The organism is Halobellus litoreus, assembly GCF_024464595.1.
GTDB classification, from domain to species: Archaea; Halobacteriota; Halobacteria; order Halobacteriales; family Haloferacaceae; genus Haloquadratum; species Haloquadratum litoreum.
Genome location: NZ_JANHAW010000001.1, coordinates 435,449 through 455,154 on the forward strand (window position 1 = coordinate 435,449; position 19,706 = coordinate 455,154).

A 19,706-nucleotide genomic window follows, 5' to 3' on the forward strand; every position below is an offset into this window, starting at 1 on the left:
GCCGCCTCTCGACGAAGCGACTACTCGATGCGTTTGCTCAGTTTCACGCCGGAGAGACCCCGCCACTCCCGGGACCCGCGCGTCTCGAACCCGCGGGAGACGAAGAAATCCGCGGCGGGCCGCGGGACGGTCGCTTCGATCGTCGCGACGCCGTCACCGCGAGCGGTCGATTCGAACCGATCGAGCAGCGCGCTCGCACACCCGAGCCGCCGATACTCGGGTGCCGTGTAGAGTCCGCGAACCGCCGCGTCGCTCCGGTCGTACACCCCGTAACAGACGACCGTCACGTCGGTCTCGACGAGGGAGACGAGGTACTCCGAGTCGGGGGCGTCGATCCACGCCGAAAGCGGTGCGTCGGACCGTGCGATCAGCCCGGCGAACTCGGACCGATCGTACTCCCCCGCGAGATCGCGCTCCAGAGCCTGTCGACGGACGACCTCGAGGATCGGGACGTCCGCCGGTCGCGCCTCCCGTATCGTACCCTCCATCGTACGGACCTAGACGTTCGCCTCCCGTATATCACTACCAGGCGTCCGTCTTTCGTATCTCACTGCTACACGTTCGCCTCCGTATCTCACCAGGTCGGCGTCAGGTGGGTCCCGAGAAGGTGCCTCCGAGTTTTAGTCCGACGGTCCCTGCGGTCCGCGCTAGCGTCGCCCGACTGCGACGCTCACTACTCGGTCTTCGGTTCGATGGCGGCCGTCTGTTCGCGCTCGACGACCCGACGGACGTCGGGTTCGAGTTCGACGAGGTGACACAGGGGATTGCCGGGGTAGACGACCGGGTTCTCGAGGACGCCGACGAGCAGGCCCGTGAAGGGAGCCTGGACCGCGACGTTGTCGTCCTTGAACGGGTTCGTGAGCGTGCAGATCCGCTCGCCCTCCCGGACGAGCGAGCCGCGTTCGTGGTGCATATCGACGATGCCGCCGGCGTCGGCCCGGATCCACGTCTTCTCGTTCGCGTCGTCGATGACGGTTCGCCACCCGGGCCAGCGGACGGCCGACGTGTCCAGCAGTTCGTACTCCGCGAAGACGCTCTCGACGCCGTCGAGCGCGTCGTCGATGAGGCCGCGCTGGAAGCGGTGTGCTTCGCCCATCTCGACGGTCACCGTCGGGATGCCGACACGCGTGGCCTCCGTCCGGAGGATGCCGTCGCTGCCCTCGCTGTCGATGATGACGTTGGAGCCGAAGGCTCGGGCCAGTCGTTCGACCGCCTCGTCGGACATATCCGCGCGGACGTGGAGCATATTCGTCCGGCCGCGCGTCGAGGTGTGGAAGTCGAGGCCGAAGTCGCACGGGGCGACGAAGTTGTCGAAGATGCGAGCGGCCATCCGCTTTGCGCTCGTCGAGTCCTCCCGACCGGGGAACGAGCGGTTCAGGTCGCGGTCGTATATCGGGAGGTACCGCTGCTGGGCCAGGAACCCGGGCACGTTCATCACCGGAAGACAGACGAGCGTCCCGGCGAGGTTCGAGAGGTCCCACTCGAAGGCGACCTCGCGGACGACCTCGATGCCGTTGAGTTCGTCGCCGTGCGCCGCCGCCGAGAGGAACACCGTCGGCCCCGACCGCTCGCCGTTGATGATGGTGACCGGAATCCGGACCGGATCGCCGAGATACGTCTCGCTGATACCGTACCGGAGGTTCTGCCGCTCTCCGGGGTCGACCTTCCCACCGTTGTACGTGAAGGTCCCGTCGGTGCTCATACCCGCCATCGGACACCCGGCGGGATAAACGCTCGCAACCCGGCCGCCCGACGCGGCCGGGGGCGGCGTTCGACCCAGTGGGATTCGTTTACACCGTTCGAGAAGCCCGTGAATCGGCACCTCTTTCTTCGCGTGGGCGAGTACATCGCTGTATGTCTACTGACGGAGATCCGGTGCGGGTTGGCGTCCTTTCACTACACAACAGCAAGGAGACGAAGGCGATCCTGAACGCGGTCGACGACCTCGGTCACGAGGGAATCTGGTTACGGCGCGAGAACACCGCGATCAGCGTCGAGGACGGCGACGTCGCGATCGAACCCGAGGTAGACATCGTCGCGAACCGACTGCTGCTCTCGAACACCGAAGAGCCGGCGGAACTCCTGGGCCTGGCGACGACGTTCGAGCGGATCCGACCGATGCTGAACGAGCCCGCGTCGGTCCTCACCGCGATCCACAAGTTCGCCACGGCGGCGACCCTCGCGAACTGGAACATCAAGGTGCCCGACGCGCTGCTCGCGCTCTCGAACGAGCGGCTGAACAAGGGCCGCGATCGCTTCGGCGAGGTCGGCGTCTACAAGTCCGCGATCGGCACCCACGGCGGCGGGACGTGGAAAGTGGACCTCACCGAACCGGTGAACCCGAAAGTCGGGAGCCGGCAGGCGTTCCTCCAGGACCTCATCGACCGCGACGAGAACGAACACCGCGACCTCCGCGTGTACGTCGTCGACGGGGAAGTCATCGGCGCGATGTACCGCTACGCGCCCGAGGGCGAGTGGCGGACCAACGTCGCGCTCGGCGGCGACGTCGTCGACGCGACGGAGAATATGCCGAAAGAGGCCAGGGAGACCGCGCTGTACGCGGCGGAAGTGATGGGACTGGACTACGTCGGCGTCGACCTCATCGAGGGCGACGACGGCTGGTTCGTCCTCGAAGTCAACCCGACCGCCGGGTTCAGAGGCCTGCACAAGGCGACCGGCCGCAGCCCCGCGCCGTACATCGCCAAGCTCGCGATCGAGCAGAGCGGCGGCGAGGTCGACGACGAGCGCGTCGAGGAGCTGTCGGCGACGCTCGACGACTCCCGGCCGGCGGGGATGCCCCGCGTGAACTCGGGGCCGGTGGGGGATCGGCCGACGATCGGCTACATCGAGGAGGTCGTGGTCTCGGGGACCAGCGGGTCGACGCAGGCGAAGGCAAAGTCAGACACCGGCGCGACCCGGACGAGCATCGATACCTCGCTGGCCGCCGAGATCGGCGCCGGCCCGATCAAGAGCATGACGCGCGTTCGCTCTGGCTCGGTGAAGTCCGGAAAGGCCCGGCCGGTCGTCGACCTCGTCATCGGGATCGGCGGCACGCAGCATACCGTCACCGCGAGCGTCGAGGACCGCTCGCACATGGACTATCCGCTGCTCCTGGGCCGCGACATCCTCCAGCACTACCAGGTCGACGTGAACCGACGATCCGACTCGGGTGGCCCCGACGACGACGAGCGCGAAGAGGAGTACCTGGAGTAACGCGGCTGTGAGGGCCTCGCGGCATCGCGGTTGAAGCAGGCGAGCGCCGCTGTTCACGCTGATCGCGTCGGCACCCCGCGAACCGCCTCGACGCCGGTATTAATTTATGTACGCTACGATGAACGTATCGTAGATGGGGACCGAGCGCGTCGACGGCCTACCGGACGAGCTCGAGTCGTGGGTGGAAGCCAGAGCCGCTGCGGGCGACCTCACGCGCGAGGATGTCGTTCGACGGCTGCTCGCAGCACACCGCGAACTCGACGAGAGCGATGGCCGGCACGACCGAATCGATCCCGCAGGCGACGGTGAATCCGCGGTCGAGGCCGACGGAGCGACCGGTTCGGAGACCGAGGCGATCGAGCGCGAACTCGACGAAATCGCCGACCGCGTCGCGGCCCTGGAGGCCGACCTCGACGAGAAGATCACGGACGTCAGAGAGCGCGTCATCCAGGTCAAACGCGAGACGGACGCCAAAGCGCCGGCCGAGCACGACCACCCGGAGATCGAGCGCCGGCTGTCGGCCGGCTTCGAGAACTACGAGGAGATCCTCGAATACCTCGCGGAGACGAGCGACGAGCACGGCTCGAAGCTCGACCGCCTCGGGTCGGCGGTGCTCACGCTCAGATCTCGCCTGTCGGCGCTCGAACAGGCGGCAGACCGACGCGAGGCGGCCGCCGATCTGCGTCGGGAGGCGAACCGCCACGGCGTCGCCACGGCCGCCTGCGAGTCCTGCGGCGAGACCGTTCGCCTTGGCCTGCTCGACGAACCGCGCTGCCCGCACTGCGACTCGTCGTTCGACGGTCTCGATCCGAAGCGGCGGTTCTTCGACACGAATCGGCTGACGGTCGGCGACCGGCCGGCGCTGGAGTCGGCCGAGACCAGCGGCGATACCGCTTCTCCCGGCGTAGACGACAGCGAACCCTCGCACGACCGCCGACCCGGAGGCGGGAGCGCTGTCGGGAACGGGGACCCCTTCGGTACCGAAACCCGGTCTGCGTCCGACGCCGATCGAACTCACGATTCGTCGGCTGGCTCGTCGGGCGGGAACGAGAACGATTCCCGCGGTGGGGAACCCGGGTCGGAAGCGGACGCCACAGACGGTGAATCCGCGTCCGATCGCGACATCCGGTTCGACGAGGAGGTGAGCCAGAAGTGAGCGACGGCACGGAGCAATCCGAGAGAACCGAGGACGCGGAACCGTCCGATCGGCCGTCGGCGGACCGCGATGGGGACTCCCCGCTTTCGGAACTGGCCCAGCGGGTGTCTGACAGCCGTCGGGAGCGGGCTTCCGAGGCGGGTGACGAGGTGTCCGCGGACGACGGTGAAGTCTCGGCCGGCGACGCGGACCCGTTCGAGGAGATGTCGGTCTCGGAGATCGACGAGGAGACCCTTTGGGAGTCGCTGGGAGAGGATGCCGATCAGGAACCCGAACTGAGCGTCGGAGCCGACCCGGTCGACGAACCGGAGACGACAGGGACTGCACGTACCTCGCCGGAACCGCGGGAACACGTCGTCTCGAAGGAGTCCTACTGTCAGAAGTGCCCGCATCTGGGCGATCCGCCCGAATTGCAGTGCACCCACGACGGCACCGAAATCGTCGAAGTCGTCGACAGCGAGCACTTCCGCGTCCGCGAGTGTCCGATGGTCGATGAGTGAGACACTTGTGTCCGGGGAGCGAAGCGGGACGCAATGCAATTTTGCGACGACTGCGGGTCGATGATGGTCTCCCGCGACGGAACGATGGTCTGCACGAACGACGACTGCGGCGCGCGGGCCGAACAGGACGCGGACCTGGCGGCGCAGTTCGTCTCCACCGAGGAACAGACCGACGACGACGTGATCGAGACGACCGAGGACGCCAACTTCGAGGGCAAGCCGACGGCGACCGACGTCGTCTGCGACGAGTGCGGGAATCGAGAGGCCTGGTACACCATCAAGCAGACGGGGTCAGCCGACGAACCGCCGACGCGCTTCTTCAAGTGCACCGAGTGCGGGCACCGGTGGCGAGGGTATAATTAAGCATCCACCGTTTTATTCGGGGGTCCTCGGCGGCTTCGCCGCCTTGAACCCCCCGACAAAAACCTGGTGGAAAAAACTTCCCGCGAGGCTCGCATTCGCCGCCGGCGCTACGCGCCGGCTTCCAGCGGAACCTTCGGTTCCGCCCGGTTCGCCTCGCGGTTCGATTCCTGGAGCACCACCTCCGCTCCGCACCGAACGCCTGGACGATTTGGACCTTGACGTCAAACAGCTACTCGGCAGCATCGCCCCTCGCGTCGCGGTGTCCTGTTCTCACCGGTACGACCGCAACGACGGATCGGCAGACGAGCGGGTACGACGAGCGGGTTCAATCCGGGTGAGTGCGTGCTGGAAATCGCTGCGCGTTATCGTCGGTGTCTCGTCCGTCCGTGCCTCGGTGTCTGCAGGTTGGTTCTCGGTCCCACGGCCCTCCCCGATGGCGGCTCTGAGTGCAGTCATCGCAGCTTCGTCGCACACCGCAGCGATATCCGCACCGGAGTAGCGGTCGTCAGTTACGCGTGCCAACCACTCAGGGGCCACGTCGTCGGCCAACCGTCGATCTTGGAGGTGGGTTTGAAAAATCTCTCTCCGGGCCTGTTTGTCGGGCGTTGAAACCTCGATTTCGATGCTAAATCGGCCGGGGCGCCGCACGGCTGGATCGAGCATATCGACCCGGTTCGTCGCCGCGATGACGATGACGTCCCCGAGCGGTTCCATTCCGTCGAGTTCCGCCAGCAGTTGATTGACGATGCTGTCTGTGATGTCGCTCCCGGCACTGTACCCACCCCGTTTCGCAGCGATACTATCGAACTCGTCGAAGAAGATCAGCGCGGGGGCGACCGCTCGGGCATTTACGAAGAGGTCGCGCACCGATCGTTCGGATTCACCGAAGTGCTTGTCGAATATTTCCGGGCCTTTGACCGACAGGAAGCTGTGGTCGCTCTCGTTCGCCACTGCCTTGGCGAGCATCGTTTTCCCGGTGCCTGGCGGTCCGTGGAGGAGCACTCCCGTAGGCGGGTCGATGTCGAGGGCCTCGAATTGGGTTGGGTATTTTTTCGGCCAGACGACAGCCTCCCGCAGGCGGCGTTTTGCCGTATCGAGCCCTCCGACGTCGTCGTACGAGACCTCAGGAACCGAGGGAGTTCCCACGAGATGCGGGATGTGTCCTTCGATGTCGGTGGATTCTGTGTCCGTGGCCTTCTGCGCGTCCATTGGGTCCTCGTTTTGGCCACTCGAACGGGCGGCACCCGGTGACACCTCGGGATCGTCTCCATGAGTGTCGCTGTCGGTCAGTGATGTCAACGAGTCGCTATCCTCGCCCCCTGTCGAGGTCCCTCTCACGCTACTCTCACGACGACCTTTGCGCTCCCCGATCTCCTCGAATGCCGTCCGGAGTGCAGTCTGGTCGATCCTGGCTCGGTCCGATTGCGCGTCAGCGATCGAGATTTGGACAGCGCGTTCCACCGCAGCGACGATCTCGGCGGTCACAAACCCACTCGTGAGATCGACACAGCGCTCGTAATCGACATCGGGCGCGACAGCGTCGAGTACGTCGAGGTGGTCTGTGACCGAGTGAATCTCCTCAGTGAGGAGTTGCCGGCGACGCGTCTCGTCCGGGCTGTCTAACCCCATCACGATGTCAATCCGCCCTGACCGACGGACAGTACGTTCGACGTCACTCAAGTGCGTCGCCGTTGCCACAACGAGAGCGTTCTCTTCGGCGGCATCGATTGCGTCCAGCGTCGATTTGAGAGCCGCCCCGACCTGGCTTGGGCGTCCGTACTCGTCTTCGTTATCAGTCGGTGCGATTGCATCGAACTCGTCGAGAAACAGGACGCAGGGTGCAGAAGATCGAACGAATTGTACCAGATCAGCGAGGATCTGTGCCGTTTCGTCGGGCGATTCGAGCGGCAAATCCGTCGGCGTAACCTGAATCTGATCGAAGTCCAGTTCACCGATGAGTGCCCGGGCGAGATGCGTCTTGCCGACGCCGGACGGCCCGTGTATCAGGACGCCGCTGGCACCGACCGTTTCGTGACGGTCGGTGACCGCCGGATCGATCACGGACTCTCGAAGCCGACGTTTTCGCTCTTCCAACCCTGCGACGTCGCTGAATCGGATCTCGAACGGTGGTTCGACCCCGACAAGTCCTTGGAGGTCAACGTCGGTCCCATCTTGCTTCGCCGGTGGCTTCTTGTCGCCCTCAGTCACAGTGATGACCTCCTTTTTGTTCAATAGTAATAAAATTAGGAACACCCACCACCGGGCACCGTGCACTCGGATTCCAGAGTTTCTCGACCTTTCACGCGGAATCGCCGACGAGAGCGCCGACCGCTGGATCGTCCCGGTGGACGTCCCTCTCTGGCGAGCCGCATAGATGCCCCGAATCGCAAAGTGGATCCAAGAGTCTCGAGTCCCGACCCGTGAGTAGCGAAATACCGAGACCGACGCGACTGCAGTCCGTGATCGAGGACCTGTCTCGTGTCTTGCCATAGCGACCGTCTGACGGATAATTAACATCAGTGTCTGCCCACTCTGACGACCTCGATGCAGCGGAGTTGACCAAATTCTGGGTTAGATATTTACAAAGCTCTCAAAGAATGCAATTTCCCACCACGACGGTGCTGATCTCCCGAGTGAAAGTCGCCTCGGCACCGGACATTCTTGTACGCGTCCGGCGAACCACAGAGTATGTCCCTCCAATCCGCGACCCGCGACCGGTTCCGCCCGTGGTACCTCCTCGACGTCGCCGCCTTCCTGCTCGGAGCGGGCGGTTCGATCCGGCGTACCGTCGGATTCGACGAATTCGCCTCCCTGACGGCGTTCGCGGCGGTCACGGCCGTCGTCTCCGGCCTCTTCGCCGTAGTCGTCCTCCGCTTCACCGTCGGCAACCTCTGGGGGTACGCCGTCGAGTACGTCAACGCGGGCGGTCAGTGGACGGACCTCCCGTTTCTCGTCCCCGTGGGCGGCGGCCTCGCCGCTGTCGCGGTGACGTACGCGGCGACGACGAGCCTCGGTGCGGCCGCTTGGGCGGGCTTCTGGACCTTCGCCGTCGCCGCCGGAGTCGTCGCCGTCGCCGTCTCCCTGGCTGCCGGGTACAGCGAAGCGTCGGCCTGATACTGATTACTCCCACTGTTTACCGCCGAGCGCCACCCCCGCTGACGGCGCTCGGCGGGAAGAGACGAGCGTAATCCGTATGAGACGGGGCGCTATCGCGACCGTTCGGCGAGGAGCGGAGCCAGGAAGTCCGCGACCGCAGTCGCGACTTTCCCGCCCTGCCCGATGAAGAAGTGGTCCGCCGAGATCTCGACGACCTCGAAGCCGCACGCTTCGGCGGCCGCGACGACAGGGCCGACGTCTGCGACGTCGTCGCGGGTGCCGTAGAGGACCTGCCCCGGAATTTCGGCGGGTATCGATTCCAGATCGGCGACGGCGTCGACCCCGCCGATTCCCGACGCGTCCGGCGCGTCGGGATCCGAGCGATCCGAGCCGAGAGACGCCGGGGGAGCGAGGGCGGCGACGCCGGCGACGTGCGCACCGTGCGCTGCCGCCGAGAGCGCGAGCGCGCCGCCGAAACTGAACCCGAAGAGTCCGACCTTCTCGTACCGATCGCGCGCCCACGCGACGGCGTTCAGCACGTCCGTTCGCTCTCCCCGGCCGCCGTCCCACGGGCCGTAGTCGAAGCGGAGACAGTCGATTCCCCTCTCGCGCAGTTCCTCGCTCACCGCTCGGAGCCGCTGATCGCCGCGGTGGCCGCCGTGCCGCGGGTGCGGCGGACAGGCGACTACGCAGGCCGTGTTTGAACCCGCCGCATCGGCTGGACGTTCCGGGTTCTCGGCGGCGACGTCGAGTGTCCCGCGAGCGTCGCGGCCGCCCGGCAGCAGGATCGTCTCTGGCATTCGGTTTCGGTCGGTTGGGGACGTGAGGTTTTAACTCCGCCGTGCCCAACGTGGGACGTATGGGAATCCTCTCACGCGCGTCCTACGTCGTCCGCTCGAAGCTCAACGCCCTCCTCAACCGCGCGGAGGACCCGACGGAGACGCTCGATTACTCCTACGAGCAGATGCGCGACGAACTCCAGGACGTCAAACAGGGCATCGCCGATCTGACGACCCAGAAGAAGCGCCTGGAGATCCAGAAGCGACGGCTCGAAGAGAACGTCGAGAAGCACAACGACCAGGCCAGAGAGGCCGTGCGACAGGACCGAGACGACCTCGCTCGGCAGGCCTTAGAGAAGAAGCAGGCGAAGATGAACCAGATCGAGGAGCTGGAGGGACAGATCGCCGAGCTCCAGTCGACGCAGGAGAACCTCGTCGAGAAGAAGAACGAACTCCAGAACCGGATCGAGGAGTTCCGGACGAAGAAGGAGACGATGAAGGCGCGCTACGAGGCCGCCGAGGCCTCCTCGCGCGTCTCCGAGGCGATGACGGGCGTCGGCGACGAGATGAACGACGTCTCCCGCGCCATCGAGCGCGCGGAGGAGCGCACCGACGAGATGGAGGCCCGCTCGGAGGCGATGGACGAGCTCGTCGACACCGGCGCGTTCGAGGACGCGATGTCCGACAAGGACAGCATCGACCGCGAACTCGAATCGGGCCGGACGAGCGCCGAGGTCGACTCCGAACTGGAGACGCTGAAGGCCGAGATGGGCGGCGGTGCCGAGGAGTCCGCCGAGACGGAGTCGGCATCGACGGCCGACGTCGAAGACGAGTCCGCCGCCGACGTCGACGTTTCCGACGCCGAGGTCGAAGCCGAACTGGAAGAGCTGAAAGACGACGAGAACTGAGGCGATTCGTTGGCGTCGTTCGCCCGTGACGGCTCTCCGAGTGGCGCTGGAACCGGGAAATCGCCATCAGAGGCCGCAAGACGCTCCGGCAGAGCGTCGCCGCGTCGAATCGGGTTGCAGGTGCGGCAATTCCGGATGGACATATGAGCGAAGAGAACGCGTCGGGGAGCGACGATCCGAGCGACACGATGCGCAGACGGGCCGAAGAGAGCCGGCTGAAGCTCTGGATGCTGCTGGAGGCGAACCGGTGGGTCGTCGCCGCCGTCGTCCTCGCGGCCTTCGTCGCCGGGTCCGTCGCCGTCGCATCGATCCTCCCGTCGCGCGTCGTCGTCGAGGTCGGCGACCCGGTCGAGACGCTGTTTCAGGCGCTCGTGACGGCGACGATCACGGGCGTCACGCTCGTCGTCTCGATCAACTCGCTGGTGCTCTCCCAAGAGCTCGGCCCGCTCGGCGATCAGCGCGAGCGGATGGAGGGCGCGATGTCGTTCCGCCGGGACGTCGAAGACGAACTCGGGATGGACGTCGCACCGGCGACCCCGGCGGCGTTCCTCCGCGAACTGATCGGCGCGGCGGAGGACCGGGCGCGAGCGCTCTCGGACGCCGCAGAAGCGATGGAGGGCGACGACGCCGGGCGCGTAACGGAGTACGCGGCGGAACTCCGGCGGCACGCGTCCTCGATCGAATCGGAACTCTCGGGCGAGGAGTTCGGCACCTTCGACGTGCTGTCGGCGGCGCTGAACTTCAACTACTCGTGGAAGATCTACGAGGCCCGCGGACTGCGGGCGTCCCTCGGCGAGAGCGCGCCGCCATCGGAGCAGGAGGGCGCTGGGGAGTCCGCGAGCCCAGACGGGAGCGAGGTCCGAGGGGTGTCGGAGGCGCTCGACGACGTGGTGGCCGTACTGACGCTGTTCGGCCCCGCCCGGGAGCACGTCAAGACGCTGTACTTCCAGTGGGAACTCGTCGACCTCTCGCGGGCGATGCTGTACAGCGCCGTTCCGGCGCTCCTCGTCGCGACGAACGTGCTGCTCTTCCACGGGGTGCTCCCCGCGTTTTCGGCGACGACGCTCGGCGTGGCGCACTACGTCTGGATCGTCGCGCTGGCGACGGCGGTCACGCTGGCCCCCTTCGCCATCCTCCTGTCGTTCGTCCTGCGGATCGGAACGGTCGCGAAGCGCACGCTCTCGATCGGCCCGCTCATCCTGCGGACGACGAGCGGGGAAGAGCACGATCGGAGAGACGGGTAAGGGGTGAATTCCCCGGGCCGAGTCGACAGTATCAGTAGCCGTCGGCCGCGATAGTCCCTCAATGACCGAGACGATCGACGCGGTTCGCGCGGCACTCGACCCCGAGCGACGTGCGGCGTTCGAGCGACGCGTCGAGCGCGAGGCGGAATCACTGCGGGGGGACGTCGCCGCCGGACTGTTCGACGCGCCGGACTTCGCGGTCGGTCTCGAACTGGAGGGCTACGTCGTCGACGAGGACGGGAGCCTCGCGGCCGCGCCAGACCACCTCTTCGACATCGACGGCTGTAGCCGCGAACTCGGCGTCCACAACGCCGAACTCCACACCGCCCCCGACGTGGTCTGTGACGCCGGGCTTCGCCGGCAACTCGGCGAACTCGACGCGACCCACTCGACGGTCCAGCGAACGCTCGCGGAGTCGGATCGGCGCTTCGTCCTCGACGCGATGTGGACCGTGCCGCCCTCGGAGGGGACGGTGCGGTATCTCGAACGCGGCGAGGAGACTGACGGCGTCTTCCTCGCGACCAATATGCGCCCCGTTCCCAGGTACGTCGCACTCGGCTCGCGGATCCGGGAGGCCAACGGGGGGCGGACCGACCTCGACCTCCCCGGGCTGGCGTCGGCGAAGTCGATGCTCGTCGAGTCGCTCGCGACGTCGATGCAGCCGCACCTGCAGGTGCCCGATCCGGACGACGTGCCCCGCTACCTGAACGTCGCGACGCGGACGATGGGGCCGATTCTCTCGCTCACGGCGAACTCGCCGTTCCTGCCGGCGGACCGCTACGAAGGCGAGTGGGCCGGGGACGACGGTCTGGCGGCGATCCTCGAACGGACGCCGCACGAACTCCGGATTCCGATCTTCGAGCGCTCCGTCGACGAGGGATCGAACAAGTGCCGCGTCCCGCGCGACGTCGAGACGATCGACGAACTGATCGACCGCATCGCGTCGGACCCGACGCTCGTCGCGCCGCCCGACCTCGACGACCCGGTCGAGAGCGGCGATCCGACGGGCAAAGGCGACGTCGGAAGCGACCGGTATCCCGCCTTCGGCGCGAAGCGTGGCACCTACTGGCGGTGGGTCCGCCCGGTGTTCGGCGGCGACGTCCCCCGCGGGGCCGACGGCGGGCCGTCGCCCGACGCCGACGAGGGATCGGTCCGGATCGAGTACCGCCCACTCCCGACGCAACCGACGCTGCGGGACACCGTCGGGGTGCAGTCGCTCGTCGTTGGCGTCCTGGTCGGCGTCGACGCCACCGATCACCCGCTCGCGACGCTGCCCTGGGAGCAGGGCCGCGACTCGTTCTACGCGGCGGTCGACGACGGCCCCGACGCCGACCTCCGGTGGGTGACTCGCGAGGGCGAACGAACGACGGCAACCGGGCGGATCTACGACGAACTGTTTGCGCTCGCGCGGCGCGGCCTCAACGAACTCGGCGTCGGCGCGGAGACGATCGAGTGGGCGCTGGCCCCGATCGAAGCGCGCCGCGAATCGGCGCACACCGCGCCGAGCGCCTGGAAGCGCGCCGCGGTTCGCGACGCCGTCGCCGACGGCGCGTCGGTGTCGGCCGCGGTCCGCGAGATGCAGTCGACGTACGTCGAGCGGTCCGCAAGCGGCGTGCCGTTCGCACAGTGGTGAGGGTCCGCGAGCGTCGACGACCGCATTGTCCGTCGACGGCCGTCGGCGCTTCTCTCGTCGACGAGGTCAGCGGTCCGTCTGTTCTCGGACGACCGCGTCCAGCCGGTCGAGGTAGGCCTCCCGGGGGAGCTGATACGCCGCTCGGTAGTCGACGTCGCCGTCGGCGAAGCGAGCCGCCAGGTCGTTCGCGCCCGCGACGGCGGCCTCGCGGCTCTCGTAGGACTCGACGGCCGCCTCGACCTCGGGTTCGAGCGTGAGCGCGACGTGCCAGGTGTCGGTCGGCCTCCGCGACGCCCCGGGTCGCCGCGCCCGAGACCGGTTCGAGATCAGTATCGTCGGGATGCACTCGGCGGGGAGGTCGTTGCCCTCGTTGAACACGTCCGGCCGGTAGACCAGGATCCGCCGACCGTGCGGTTCGTCGTTCCAGAGTTTCCACCCGTCCGGCGGGTCCGCGGCGGCCGACTCGTCGGATCCGTCGGTCCCGGTCATACGCCCGAGCGGGTCGTCGGTGCGGTCACGCTCGTCGCCGCAGTCACGCACGTCGCTGCGGCCTCTCTCGTCGATGCAGCCTGCACCGACACCTCGTCTCCGATGCGGCCCGAACGTGGCGACCGCGATCCGGTCGACCGTGACGCCGAAACCCGTTCCATAGTGCGTCTTGGTGCGTCCGCCTACAAATACTGTCGCGTTAGCGTCCCGGCGGGGTGAACGCTCCGAGCGATCGCTACTCCGATTCGGCAACCGGCCACCTCCGCGCGGTCGACCGCGGGACAGCCCCGTCGCAGTCACCCAGGATCGAAGGAAGGCTTATGTATGTTGATCACTCACATACTTTCAGTCTCGGTCAATCGGATCGAGTGACCGCCCGCACACGCACCGCCGTCGAAATCGACGTTTTGTCGCCCCGTCGCCGTCTCGTCGCCGTCGCCCCGTGACGCCCCGTCGCGCGTGTGTGTCGTGGTATGTGCAAACATATCATAATACGGTGGGCGGACGACGCGTCTGCCGTGACCCGCCGGCGAACGGCGGGATGGCCTGTCGCTCCCCGGGACGGACAAACAATGAACGGTGACAGAGAAACCCTCGAAACCCTCAGCCGGCAGTACAAGGACTCGGTGCCAGAAGACCTCCGCGAAGCGAAACGCTTCGAGTGGTACCTCGATGCCGTGTACGAGGACCCTCGAATCGCGCGCAACGCCCACCAGCGGGTGGCGGACATGTTCGACCACTACGGCACCGACTACGACGAGGACGCCGGCGTCGTCGAGTATCGTATGGCCGCCGACGACCCGCTCCACGACGGCGAGAACACCTTCTACGGACGGGAGGTCCACGAATCGATCCACGAGTTCGTGAACAAAGTGAAGTCGGGAGCGCGCGGTCTCGGTCCGCAGAAGCGCATCAAACTCCTTCTCGGTCCGGTCGGCTCCGGGAAGTCCCACTTCGACTGGATGGTCAGACGTTACTTCGAGGATTACACCGCGACGGACGCGGGGCGAATGTACACGTTCCGGTGGACGAACCTCTGCGACGTCGTCCGCGATCAGGACCCCGAGGACGACGTCGTCACCTCGCCGATGAACCAGGACCCGCTCGTCCTGCTGCCACAGCCGCAGCGCGACGAAGTCATCGAACGGCTCAACGAGCGTCTCGACGCCCCGTACACGATCCGGAACGACCAGACGCTCGACCCCGCCTCCGAGTTCTATCTCGACAAACTGCTTGCGCACTACGACGACGACCTCCAGGAGGTCCTGGAGAACCACGTCGAGATCGTTCGGCTCGTCGCCTCGGAGAACAAGCGGCAGTGCGTCGAGACGTTCGAGCCGAAGGACAAGAAGAACCAGGACGAGACGGAGTTGACCGGCGACGTCAACTACTCGAAGCTGGCGGTCTACGGCGAGTCCGACCCGCGCGCGTTCGACTACTCCGGCGCGTTCTGTAACGCGAACCGGGGGCTCTTCTCGGGGGAAGAGCTGCTGAAGCTCCAGCGGGAGTTCCTGTACGACTTCCTGCACGCCTCCCAGGAGCAGACGATCAAGCCGAAGAACAACCCCCGCATCGACATCGACCAGGTGATCGTCGGCCGGACGAACATGCCCGAGTACAGGGAGAAGAAGGGCGACGAGAAGATGGAGGCGTTCAACGACCGGACGAAGCGGATCGACTTCCCCTACGTCCTCGAGTACGACGAGGAGGCCGAGATCTACCGGAAGATGCTCCGGAACGCCGATGTGCCGGATATGCACATCGAACCGCACGCCCTGGAGATGGCGGGGCTGTTCGGCGTCCTCACGCGGCTCACCGAGCCCGACGGGTCGGTCTCGCTGGTCCAGAAGGCGAAGGCGTACAACGGCGAAATCGACGACGGCGACGACATCGACGTCAGAAAGCTCAGGGAGAACGGCGAGGCGAAGGCCGACATCGGCGAGGGGATGGACGGCGTCTCCGCGCGGTTCATCGGCGACGAGATCGCCGAGGCGATCATGGACTCGACGCACCGAGACCGGTCGTACCTCTCCCCGCTGTCGGTGTTCTCGCACTTCGAGGCCAACCTGGAGAACCACGGCTCGATTCCGGAGGACAACCTCGACCGGTACCACCGCTACCTGGAACTCGTCCGCGAGGAGTACAAGGACCGCGCCATCGAGGACGTCCGCCACGCCCTGGCCTACGACATCGACGAGATCCGCCGGCAGGGCGAGAAGTACATGGACCACGTGATGGCGTACATCGACGACAACACCGTCGAGGACGAACTCACCGGGCGCGAGCAGGACCCCGACGAGACGTTCCTCAGATCCGTCGAAGAGAAACTCGAAATTCCTGAGGATAGAAAGGACGACTTCCGCCAGGAGGTCTCGAACTGGGTCTCCCGGCGCGCCCGCGACGGCACGTCCTTCGATCCGCAGGACAACGACCGCCTCCGCCGCGCCTTAGAGCGGAAACTCTGGGAAGACAAGAAGCACAACATCAACTTCTCGGCGCTCGTCAGCGCGAACGAACTCGACGACGACGAGCGCAGCGCGTGGATCGACGCGCTGATCGAGCAGGGATACTCCCCGGAGGGCGCGCGCGAGGTGCTCGAGTTCGCCGGCGCGGAGGTGGCCAAGAGCGAACTCGAGGAGTGAGTATGACCGCCAAACACACGCACGGCTCCGACCCGGATCCGGCGCGAGCGTACGTCGAGAGCGCGGACGACCACCTTCGGGGAACCTACGAGGAGCCAATGAGCCTCGAAGCCTACGTCGAGGCCGCCTTCGAGCGGCCGTCGATCGCCGCGCACGCCTCGAAGTACCTGCTGGACGCGATCGAGTCGATGGGCACGCGAACGGTGCTGGAGGAGGGCGAGACCAGGGACCGGTACCGCTTCTTCGACGACCCGGCGAACGACGGCGAACACGCCGTGCTCGGCAACACGGAGGTGCTGAACGGCTTCGTCGACGACCTCCGGACCATCGCCGCCGAGCGGGGGAAATCGGAGAAGATCCTCTGGTTCGACGGGCCCACGGCCACGGGCAAGTCCGAACTGAAGCGCTGTCTCGTCAACGGCCTGCGGGCGTACTCGAAGACGGAGGCCGGGCGTCGGTACACCGTCGAGTGGAACGTCGCGAGCGCGAGCGACACCCGGGGGCTCTCCTACGGCGGCGAGACGAGCGGCAGCGAGCGGGAGTCCGACTGGTACGCGAGCCCGGTGCAGTCGCATCCGCTGTCGGTCTTCCCCTCGGACGTTCGGGCGGAGTTGCTGGCGGCGCTGAACGACCAGTCCGACGACCACGTACCGATCGCGGTCGACGCGGAACTCGACCCGTTCTGCCGGGAGGCGTACGACCACTTGGAAGAGACGTACCGGCGAAACGGGACTCGGGAACTCTTCTCGGCGGTCACCGACCCCTCGCACCTGCGCGTGAAGAACTACGTCGTCGACGTGGGCCGGGGAATCGGCGTCCTCCACTCCGAGGACGACGGGTCGCCGAAGGAGCGCCTCGTGGGATCGTGGATGCCGGGGATGCTCCGCGAACTCGACTCGCGGGGTCGGAAGAACCCGCAGGCGTTCAGCTACGACGGCGTGCTCTCGCAGGGCAACGGCCTCCTCACGATCGTCGAGGACGCCGCCCAGCACGCCGATCTGCTGCAGAAGCTCCTGAACGTGCCCGACGAGGGGCACGTCAAACTCGACAAAGGGACCGGGATGGACGTCGACACCCAGCTCCTCATCATCTCGAACCCCGACCTCGACGCGGAACTCGACAAGTACTCGGACCGGAACGGCCGCGACCCGCTGAAGGCGCTGAAGCGCCGCTTGGACAAACACGAGTTCCGGTACCTCACGAACGTCTCCCTCGAAGCGGAGCTCATCCGCCGCGAACTCACCGACGAGACGGCGGTCTGGGACGTCGACGAGGAGACGGAACTGCGCGAGCGGGTTCGCGCGCCGCTGAACGTCGACGTGCAGAGCGGGGCCGGGGCGGTCCGCGCCCGGGAGCTCGCGCCCCACACGGTCGAGGCCGCGGCGATGTACAGCGTGCTCACGCGTCTCGACAGCGAGGACGTCCCCGCCGGCTACGACCTCGTCGACAAGGCGCTGCTGTTCGATTACGGGTACGTGCGGGAGGACGACGGGCGGACGGGCGTCGAGGAGTTCTCCTTCGACGGCGAGGACGAGGGGATCCACGGCATCCCGGTCACGTTCACCCGCGACGTCATCGCGGACCTGCTGCACGAGGACACCGACCGGTGGCACCCCGAACTCGACGTTGAGCGGGTCGTCCTCCCCGAGGACGTCCTCGACGCGATGGCCCAGGGACTCCACGAGGCGCCGGTCTTCTCGCGCTCCGAGCGCGCGGAGTACGAAGGTCGGGTGGCGATGGCGAAGGAGTACGTCCTCGACAGACAAGAGGCGGACGTCCTCGCGGCGCTGCTCGCGGAACACTCCGTCGAGCGGGAGACGGTCGCCGAGTACGTCGAGCACGTCTACGCGTGGGACGGCGACGAGCAGGTCGAGACCATCCACGGTCCGATCGATCCGGACCCGCTGCGGATGAAGCTCTTCGAGACCGAACAGCTGGGCCGGTTCGGCTCGGACGACTACCTCGGCAACCAACCCACGGAGACGGTCAAGCGGTTCCGCCGGGAGAAGATCATCACCGCGCTGAACCGCTACGCGTGGCAGAACCGCGACGAGGAGTTCGCCGTCGACGACGTCGACCTCTCGGAGATCCCGGTGATCCGATCGGTGCTCGACACGAACGAGTGGGCCGACGTCCGTCGGCTCTACGAGGACTTCGACCCCGCACAGTGGGAAGACCCGCCGGAGAACACGGAGACGGCGCGGCTGAAGGAACAGACCATCGAGGAACTGATCGACCGCGGCTACACGCCGGCCTCGGCGGAGCTGACGAGCCGCGCCGTGATGCGGGAGGTGCGTCACCGATGGGACTGAGAGAGGACCTCGAACGGTTCCGTGAGGTGGGCGAGGAGCGCCGCGAAGACCTCGAATCGTTCATCCGCTACGGCGACCTCAGCGGGTCGGAGTCGGATCAGATCCAGATCCCGATCAAGGTCGTCGACCTCCCGGAGTTCCAGTACGACAGGCTCGACCGCGGCGGCGTCGGGCAGGGCGACGGCGGCACCCCGGACGTGGGACAGCCGGTGGGCCAGCCACAGCAACAACCGGGAGATGGCGACGGCGACGACGAGGGAGAAGAGGGCGAGCCCGGCGAGGAGGGCGGCGAACACGGCTACTACGAGATGGACCCCGAAGAGTTCGCCGAGGAACTCGACGAGGAACTCGGCCTGGACCTCGAACCCAAAGGGAAGGAAGTGATCGAGGAGGTCGAGGGCGACTTCACCGACGTCACGCGCACGGGGCCGAACAGCACGCTCGACTTCGAGCGGCTGTTCAAACAGGGCTTGAAACGGAAGCTCGCGACCGACTTCGACGAGGACTTCGTCCGCGAGGCGATGAAGATCGACGGCGAGACGCCTCGGTCGGTGTTCCAGTGGTGTCGCGAGCGGAACATCCTCGTCTCGCTGGCGTGGATCGAGTCCGAGTGGGACGAGATCGCGGACGAGGAGCGCGGGACGTGGGACTCCTTCGAGGAGATGGAGGCGAACGTCGAGCGAACCACGGCGGTCCAGCGGATCCGCCGGAAGGGGCTGCGCGAGGTCCCGTTCCGCCGCGACGACGAGCGGTACCGTCACCCCGAGATCGAGGAGAAGAAGCAGAAGAACGTCGTCGTCGTGAACATCCGCGACGTCTCTGGGTCGATGCGCGAGACCAAGCGCGAACTCGTCGAGCGGACGTTCACGCCGCTGGATTGGTACCTCCAGGGGAAGTACGACAACGCCGAATTCGTCTACATCGCCCACGACGCCGACGCCTGGGAGGTCGACCGCGAGGAGTTCTTCGGCATCCGCTCGGGCGGCGGCACCCGGATCTCCAGCGCCTACGAACTGGCGAAGGCGATCCTGGAGGAAGAGTACCCCTGGGCGGAGTGGAACCGCTACGTCTTCGCCGCCGGCGACTCCGAGAACTCCTCGAACGACACCACTGAGAAGGTGATCCCGCTGATGGCGGAGATCCCCGCGAACCGCCACGCCTACGTGGAGACCCAACCCGGCGGCACGGCGATCAACGCGACGCACGCCGAAGAGGTCGAAGACGCCTTCGCGGACGACGGCGACGTCGTCGTCGCGCGGGTGAGCGGCCCCGAGGAGGTCACCGCGGCGATCTACGAGATCCTCCAGCCGGCGTCGGCGAAGACGTCGACGGCGTCCCCCGCGGGATCGTCCTGAGAATGCGACAGCCACA

At 66.6% G+C, this 19,706-nt stretch carries 16 protein-coding genes; 11 read left to right on the plus strand and 5 right to left on the minus strand.

The window, feature by feature from the left end:
* Positions 1 to 20: 20 nt before the first annotated feature.
* On the minus strand, positions 21 to 488 hold the full coding sequence (locus tag NO360_RS02245) for a GNAT family N-acetyltransferase (RefSeq protein ID WP_256305746.1): 468 nt from the start codon (positions 486 to 488) through the stop codon (positions 21 to 23).
* Positions 489 to 673: 185 nt separating this feature from the next.
* Positions 674 to 1,702: a succinylglutamate desuccinylase/aspartoacylase family protein gene (locus tag NO360_RS02250; protein ID WP_256305747.1), complete on the minus strand. Its 1,029-nt coding sequence runs from the start codon at positions 1,700 to 1,702 to the stop codon at positions 674 to 676.
* Positions 1,703 to 1,854: 152 nt separating this feature from the next.
* On the opposite strand from NO360_RS02250, the gene NO360_RS02255 reads away from it, so the two are divergent.
* From NO360_RS02255 to NO360_RS02270, 4 genes are all read left to right on the plus strand, one after another.
* Entirely contained in the window at positions 1,855 to 3,213 is a 1,359-nt protein-coding gene (locus tag NO360_RS02255) for a putative ATP-dependent zinc protease (protein ID WP_256305748.1), read from the plus strand.
* Positions 3,214 to 3,346: 133 nt separating this feature from the next.
* Positions 3,347 to 4,369, plus strand: a complete 1,023-nt coding sequence (locus NO360_RS02260; RefSeq protein WP_256305749.1) for an ATP synthase subunit B family protein — start codon at positions 3,347 to 3,349, stop codon at positions 4,367 to 4,369.
* The gene (locus NO360_RS02265; protein WP_256305750.1) at positions 4,366 to 4,869 is read left to right on the plus strand and encodes a DUF8135 domain-containing protein; all 504 of its coding nucleotides are present in this window, start codon (positions 4,366 to 4,368) and stop codon (positions 4,867 to 4,869) included. Before NO360_RS02260 ends, NO360_RS02265 begins: the two co-directional genes overlap by 4 nt.
* Positions 4,870 to 4,902: 33 nt before the next feature.
* Positions 4,903 to 5,232, plus strand: coding sequence for a transcription factor S (locus NO360_RS02270; RefSeq protein ID WP_256305751.1), 330 nt, complete (start codon positions 4,903 to 4,905; stop codon positions 5,230 to 5,232).
* A 270-nt stretch (positions 5,233 to 5,502) separates the two neighbouring features.
* On the opposite strand, the gene NO360_RS02275 is transcribed toward NO360_RS02270, so the two are convergent.
* Positions 5,503 to 7,440 (minus strand): AAA family ATPase, encoded by a 1,938-nt coding sequence (locus tag NO360_RS02275; RefSeq protein WP_256305752.1) that lies wholly within the window; start codon positions 7,438 to 7,440, stop codon positions 5,503 to 5,505.
* Positions 7,441 to 7,920: 480 nt separating this feature from the next.
* On the opposite strand from NO360_RS02275, the gene NO360_RS02280 reads away from it, so the two are divergent.
* Positions 7,921 to 8,346, plus strand: a complete 426-nt coding sequence (locus NO360_RS02280; RefSeq protein WP_256305753.1) for a hypothetical protein — start codon at positions 7,921 to 7,923, stop codon at positions 8,344 to 8,346.
* A gap of 92 nt (positions 8,347 to 8,438) precedes the next feature.
* On the opposite strand, the gene NO360_RS02285 is transcribed toward NO360_RS02280, so the two are convergent.
* On the minus strand, positions 8,439 to 9,128 hold the full coding sequence (locus NO360_RS02285; RefSeq protein WP_256305754.1) for an alpha/beta hydrolase: 690 nt from the start codon (positions 9,126 to 9,128) through the stop codon (positions 8,439 to 8,441).
* Between the two features lie 59 nt (positions 9,129 to 9,187).
* Between NO360_RS02285 and NO360_RS02290 the strand changes: the two genes are divergently transcribed.
* The 3 genes from NO360_RS02290 to NO360_RS02300 all read left to right on the plus strand — a co-directional run bounded on the left by NO360_RS02290 (position 9,188) and on the right by NO360_RS02300 (position 12,892).
* Positions 9,188 to 10,015, plus strand: a complete 828-nt coding sequence (locus tag NO360_RS02290) for a PspA/IM30 family protein (RefSeq protein WP_256305755.1) — start codon at positions 9,188 to 9,190, stop codon at positions 10,013 to 10,015.
* A 143-nt stretch (positions 10,016 to 10,158) separates the two neighbouring features.
* Positions 10,159 to 11,259 carry a DUF7972 family membrane protein gene (locus NO360_RS02295; protein ID WP_256305756.1) on the plus strand — a complete coding sequence of 367 codons (1,101 nt, stop codon included), beginning with the start codon at positions 10,159 to 10,161 and terminating at the stop codon, positions 11,257 to 11,259.
* Positions 11,260 to 11,320: 61 nt separating this feature from the next.
* A complete protein-coding gene (locus tag NO360_RS02300; RefSeq protein WP_256305757.1) occupies positions 11,321 to 12,892 on the plus strand; it encodes a glutamate-cysteine ligase family protein in 1,572 nt (523 codons plus the stop codon).
* A 66-nt stretch (positions 12,893 to 12,958) separates the two neighbouring features.
* Here NO360_RS02300 and NO360_RS02305 read toward each other — a convergent pair whose 3' ends face one another.
* Positions 12,959 to 13,381 (minus strand): DUF5820 family protein, encoded by a 423-nt coding sequence (locus NO360_RS02305; protein ID WP_256305758.1) that lies wholly within the window; start codon positions 13,379 to 13,381, stop codon positions 12,959 to 12,961.
* Positions 13,382 to 13,953: 572 nt separating this feature from the next.
* Between NO360_RS02305 and NO360_RS02310 the strand changes: the two genes are divergently transcribed.
* Genes NO360_RS02310 through NO360_RS02320 form a run of 3 tightly spaced genes read left to right on the plus strand, consistent with a single transcriptional unit; the run spans position 13,954 to position 19,690 of the window.
* On the plus strand, positions 13,954 to 16,023 hold the full coding sequence (locus NO360_RS02310; RefSeq protein ID WP_256305759.1) for a PrkA family serine protein kinase: 2,070 nt from the start codon (positions 13,954 to 13,956) through the stop codon (positions 16,021 to 16,023).
* A 2-nt stretch (positions 16,024 to 16,025) separates the two neighbouring features.
* A complete protein-coding gene (locus NO360_RS02315; RefSeq protein WP_256305760.1) occupies positions 16,026 to 18,335 on the plus strand; it encodes a PrkA family serine protein kinase in 2,310 nt (769 codons plus the stop codon).
* Positions 18,326 to 19,690 (plus strand): DUF444 family protein, encoded by a 1,365-nt coding sequence (locus NO360_RS02320; protein WP_256305761.1) that lies wholly within the window; start codon positions 18,326 to 18,328, stop codon positions 19,688 to 19,690. The genes NO360_RS02315 and NO360_RS02320 overlap by 10 nt, the downstream gene beginning before the upstream one ends.
* The last annotated feature ends 16 nt before the right edge of the window (positions 19,691 to 19,706 follow it).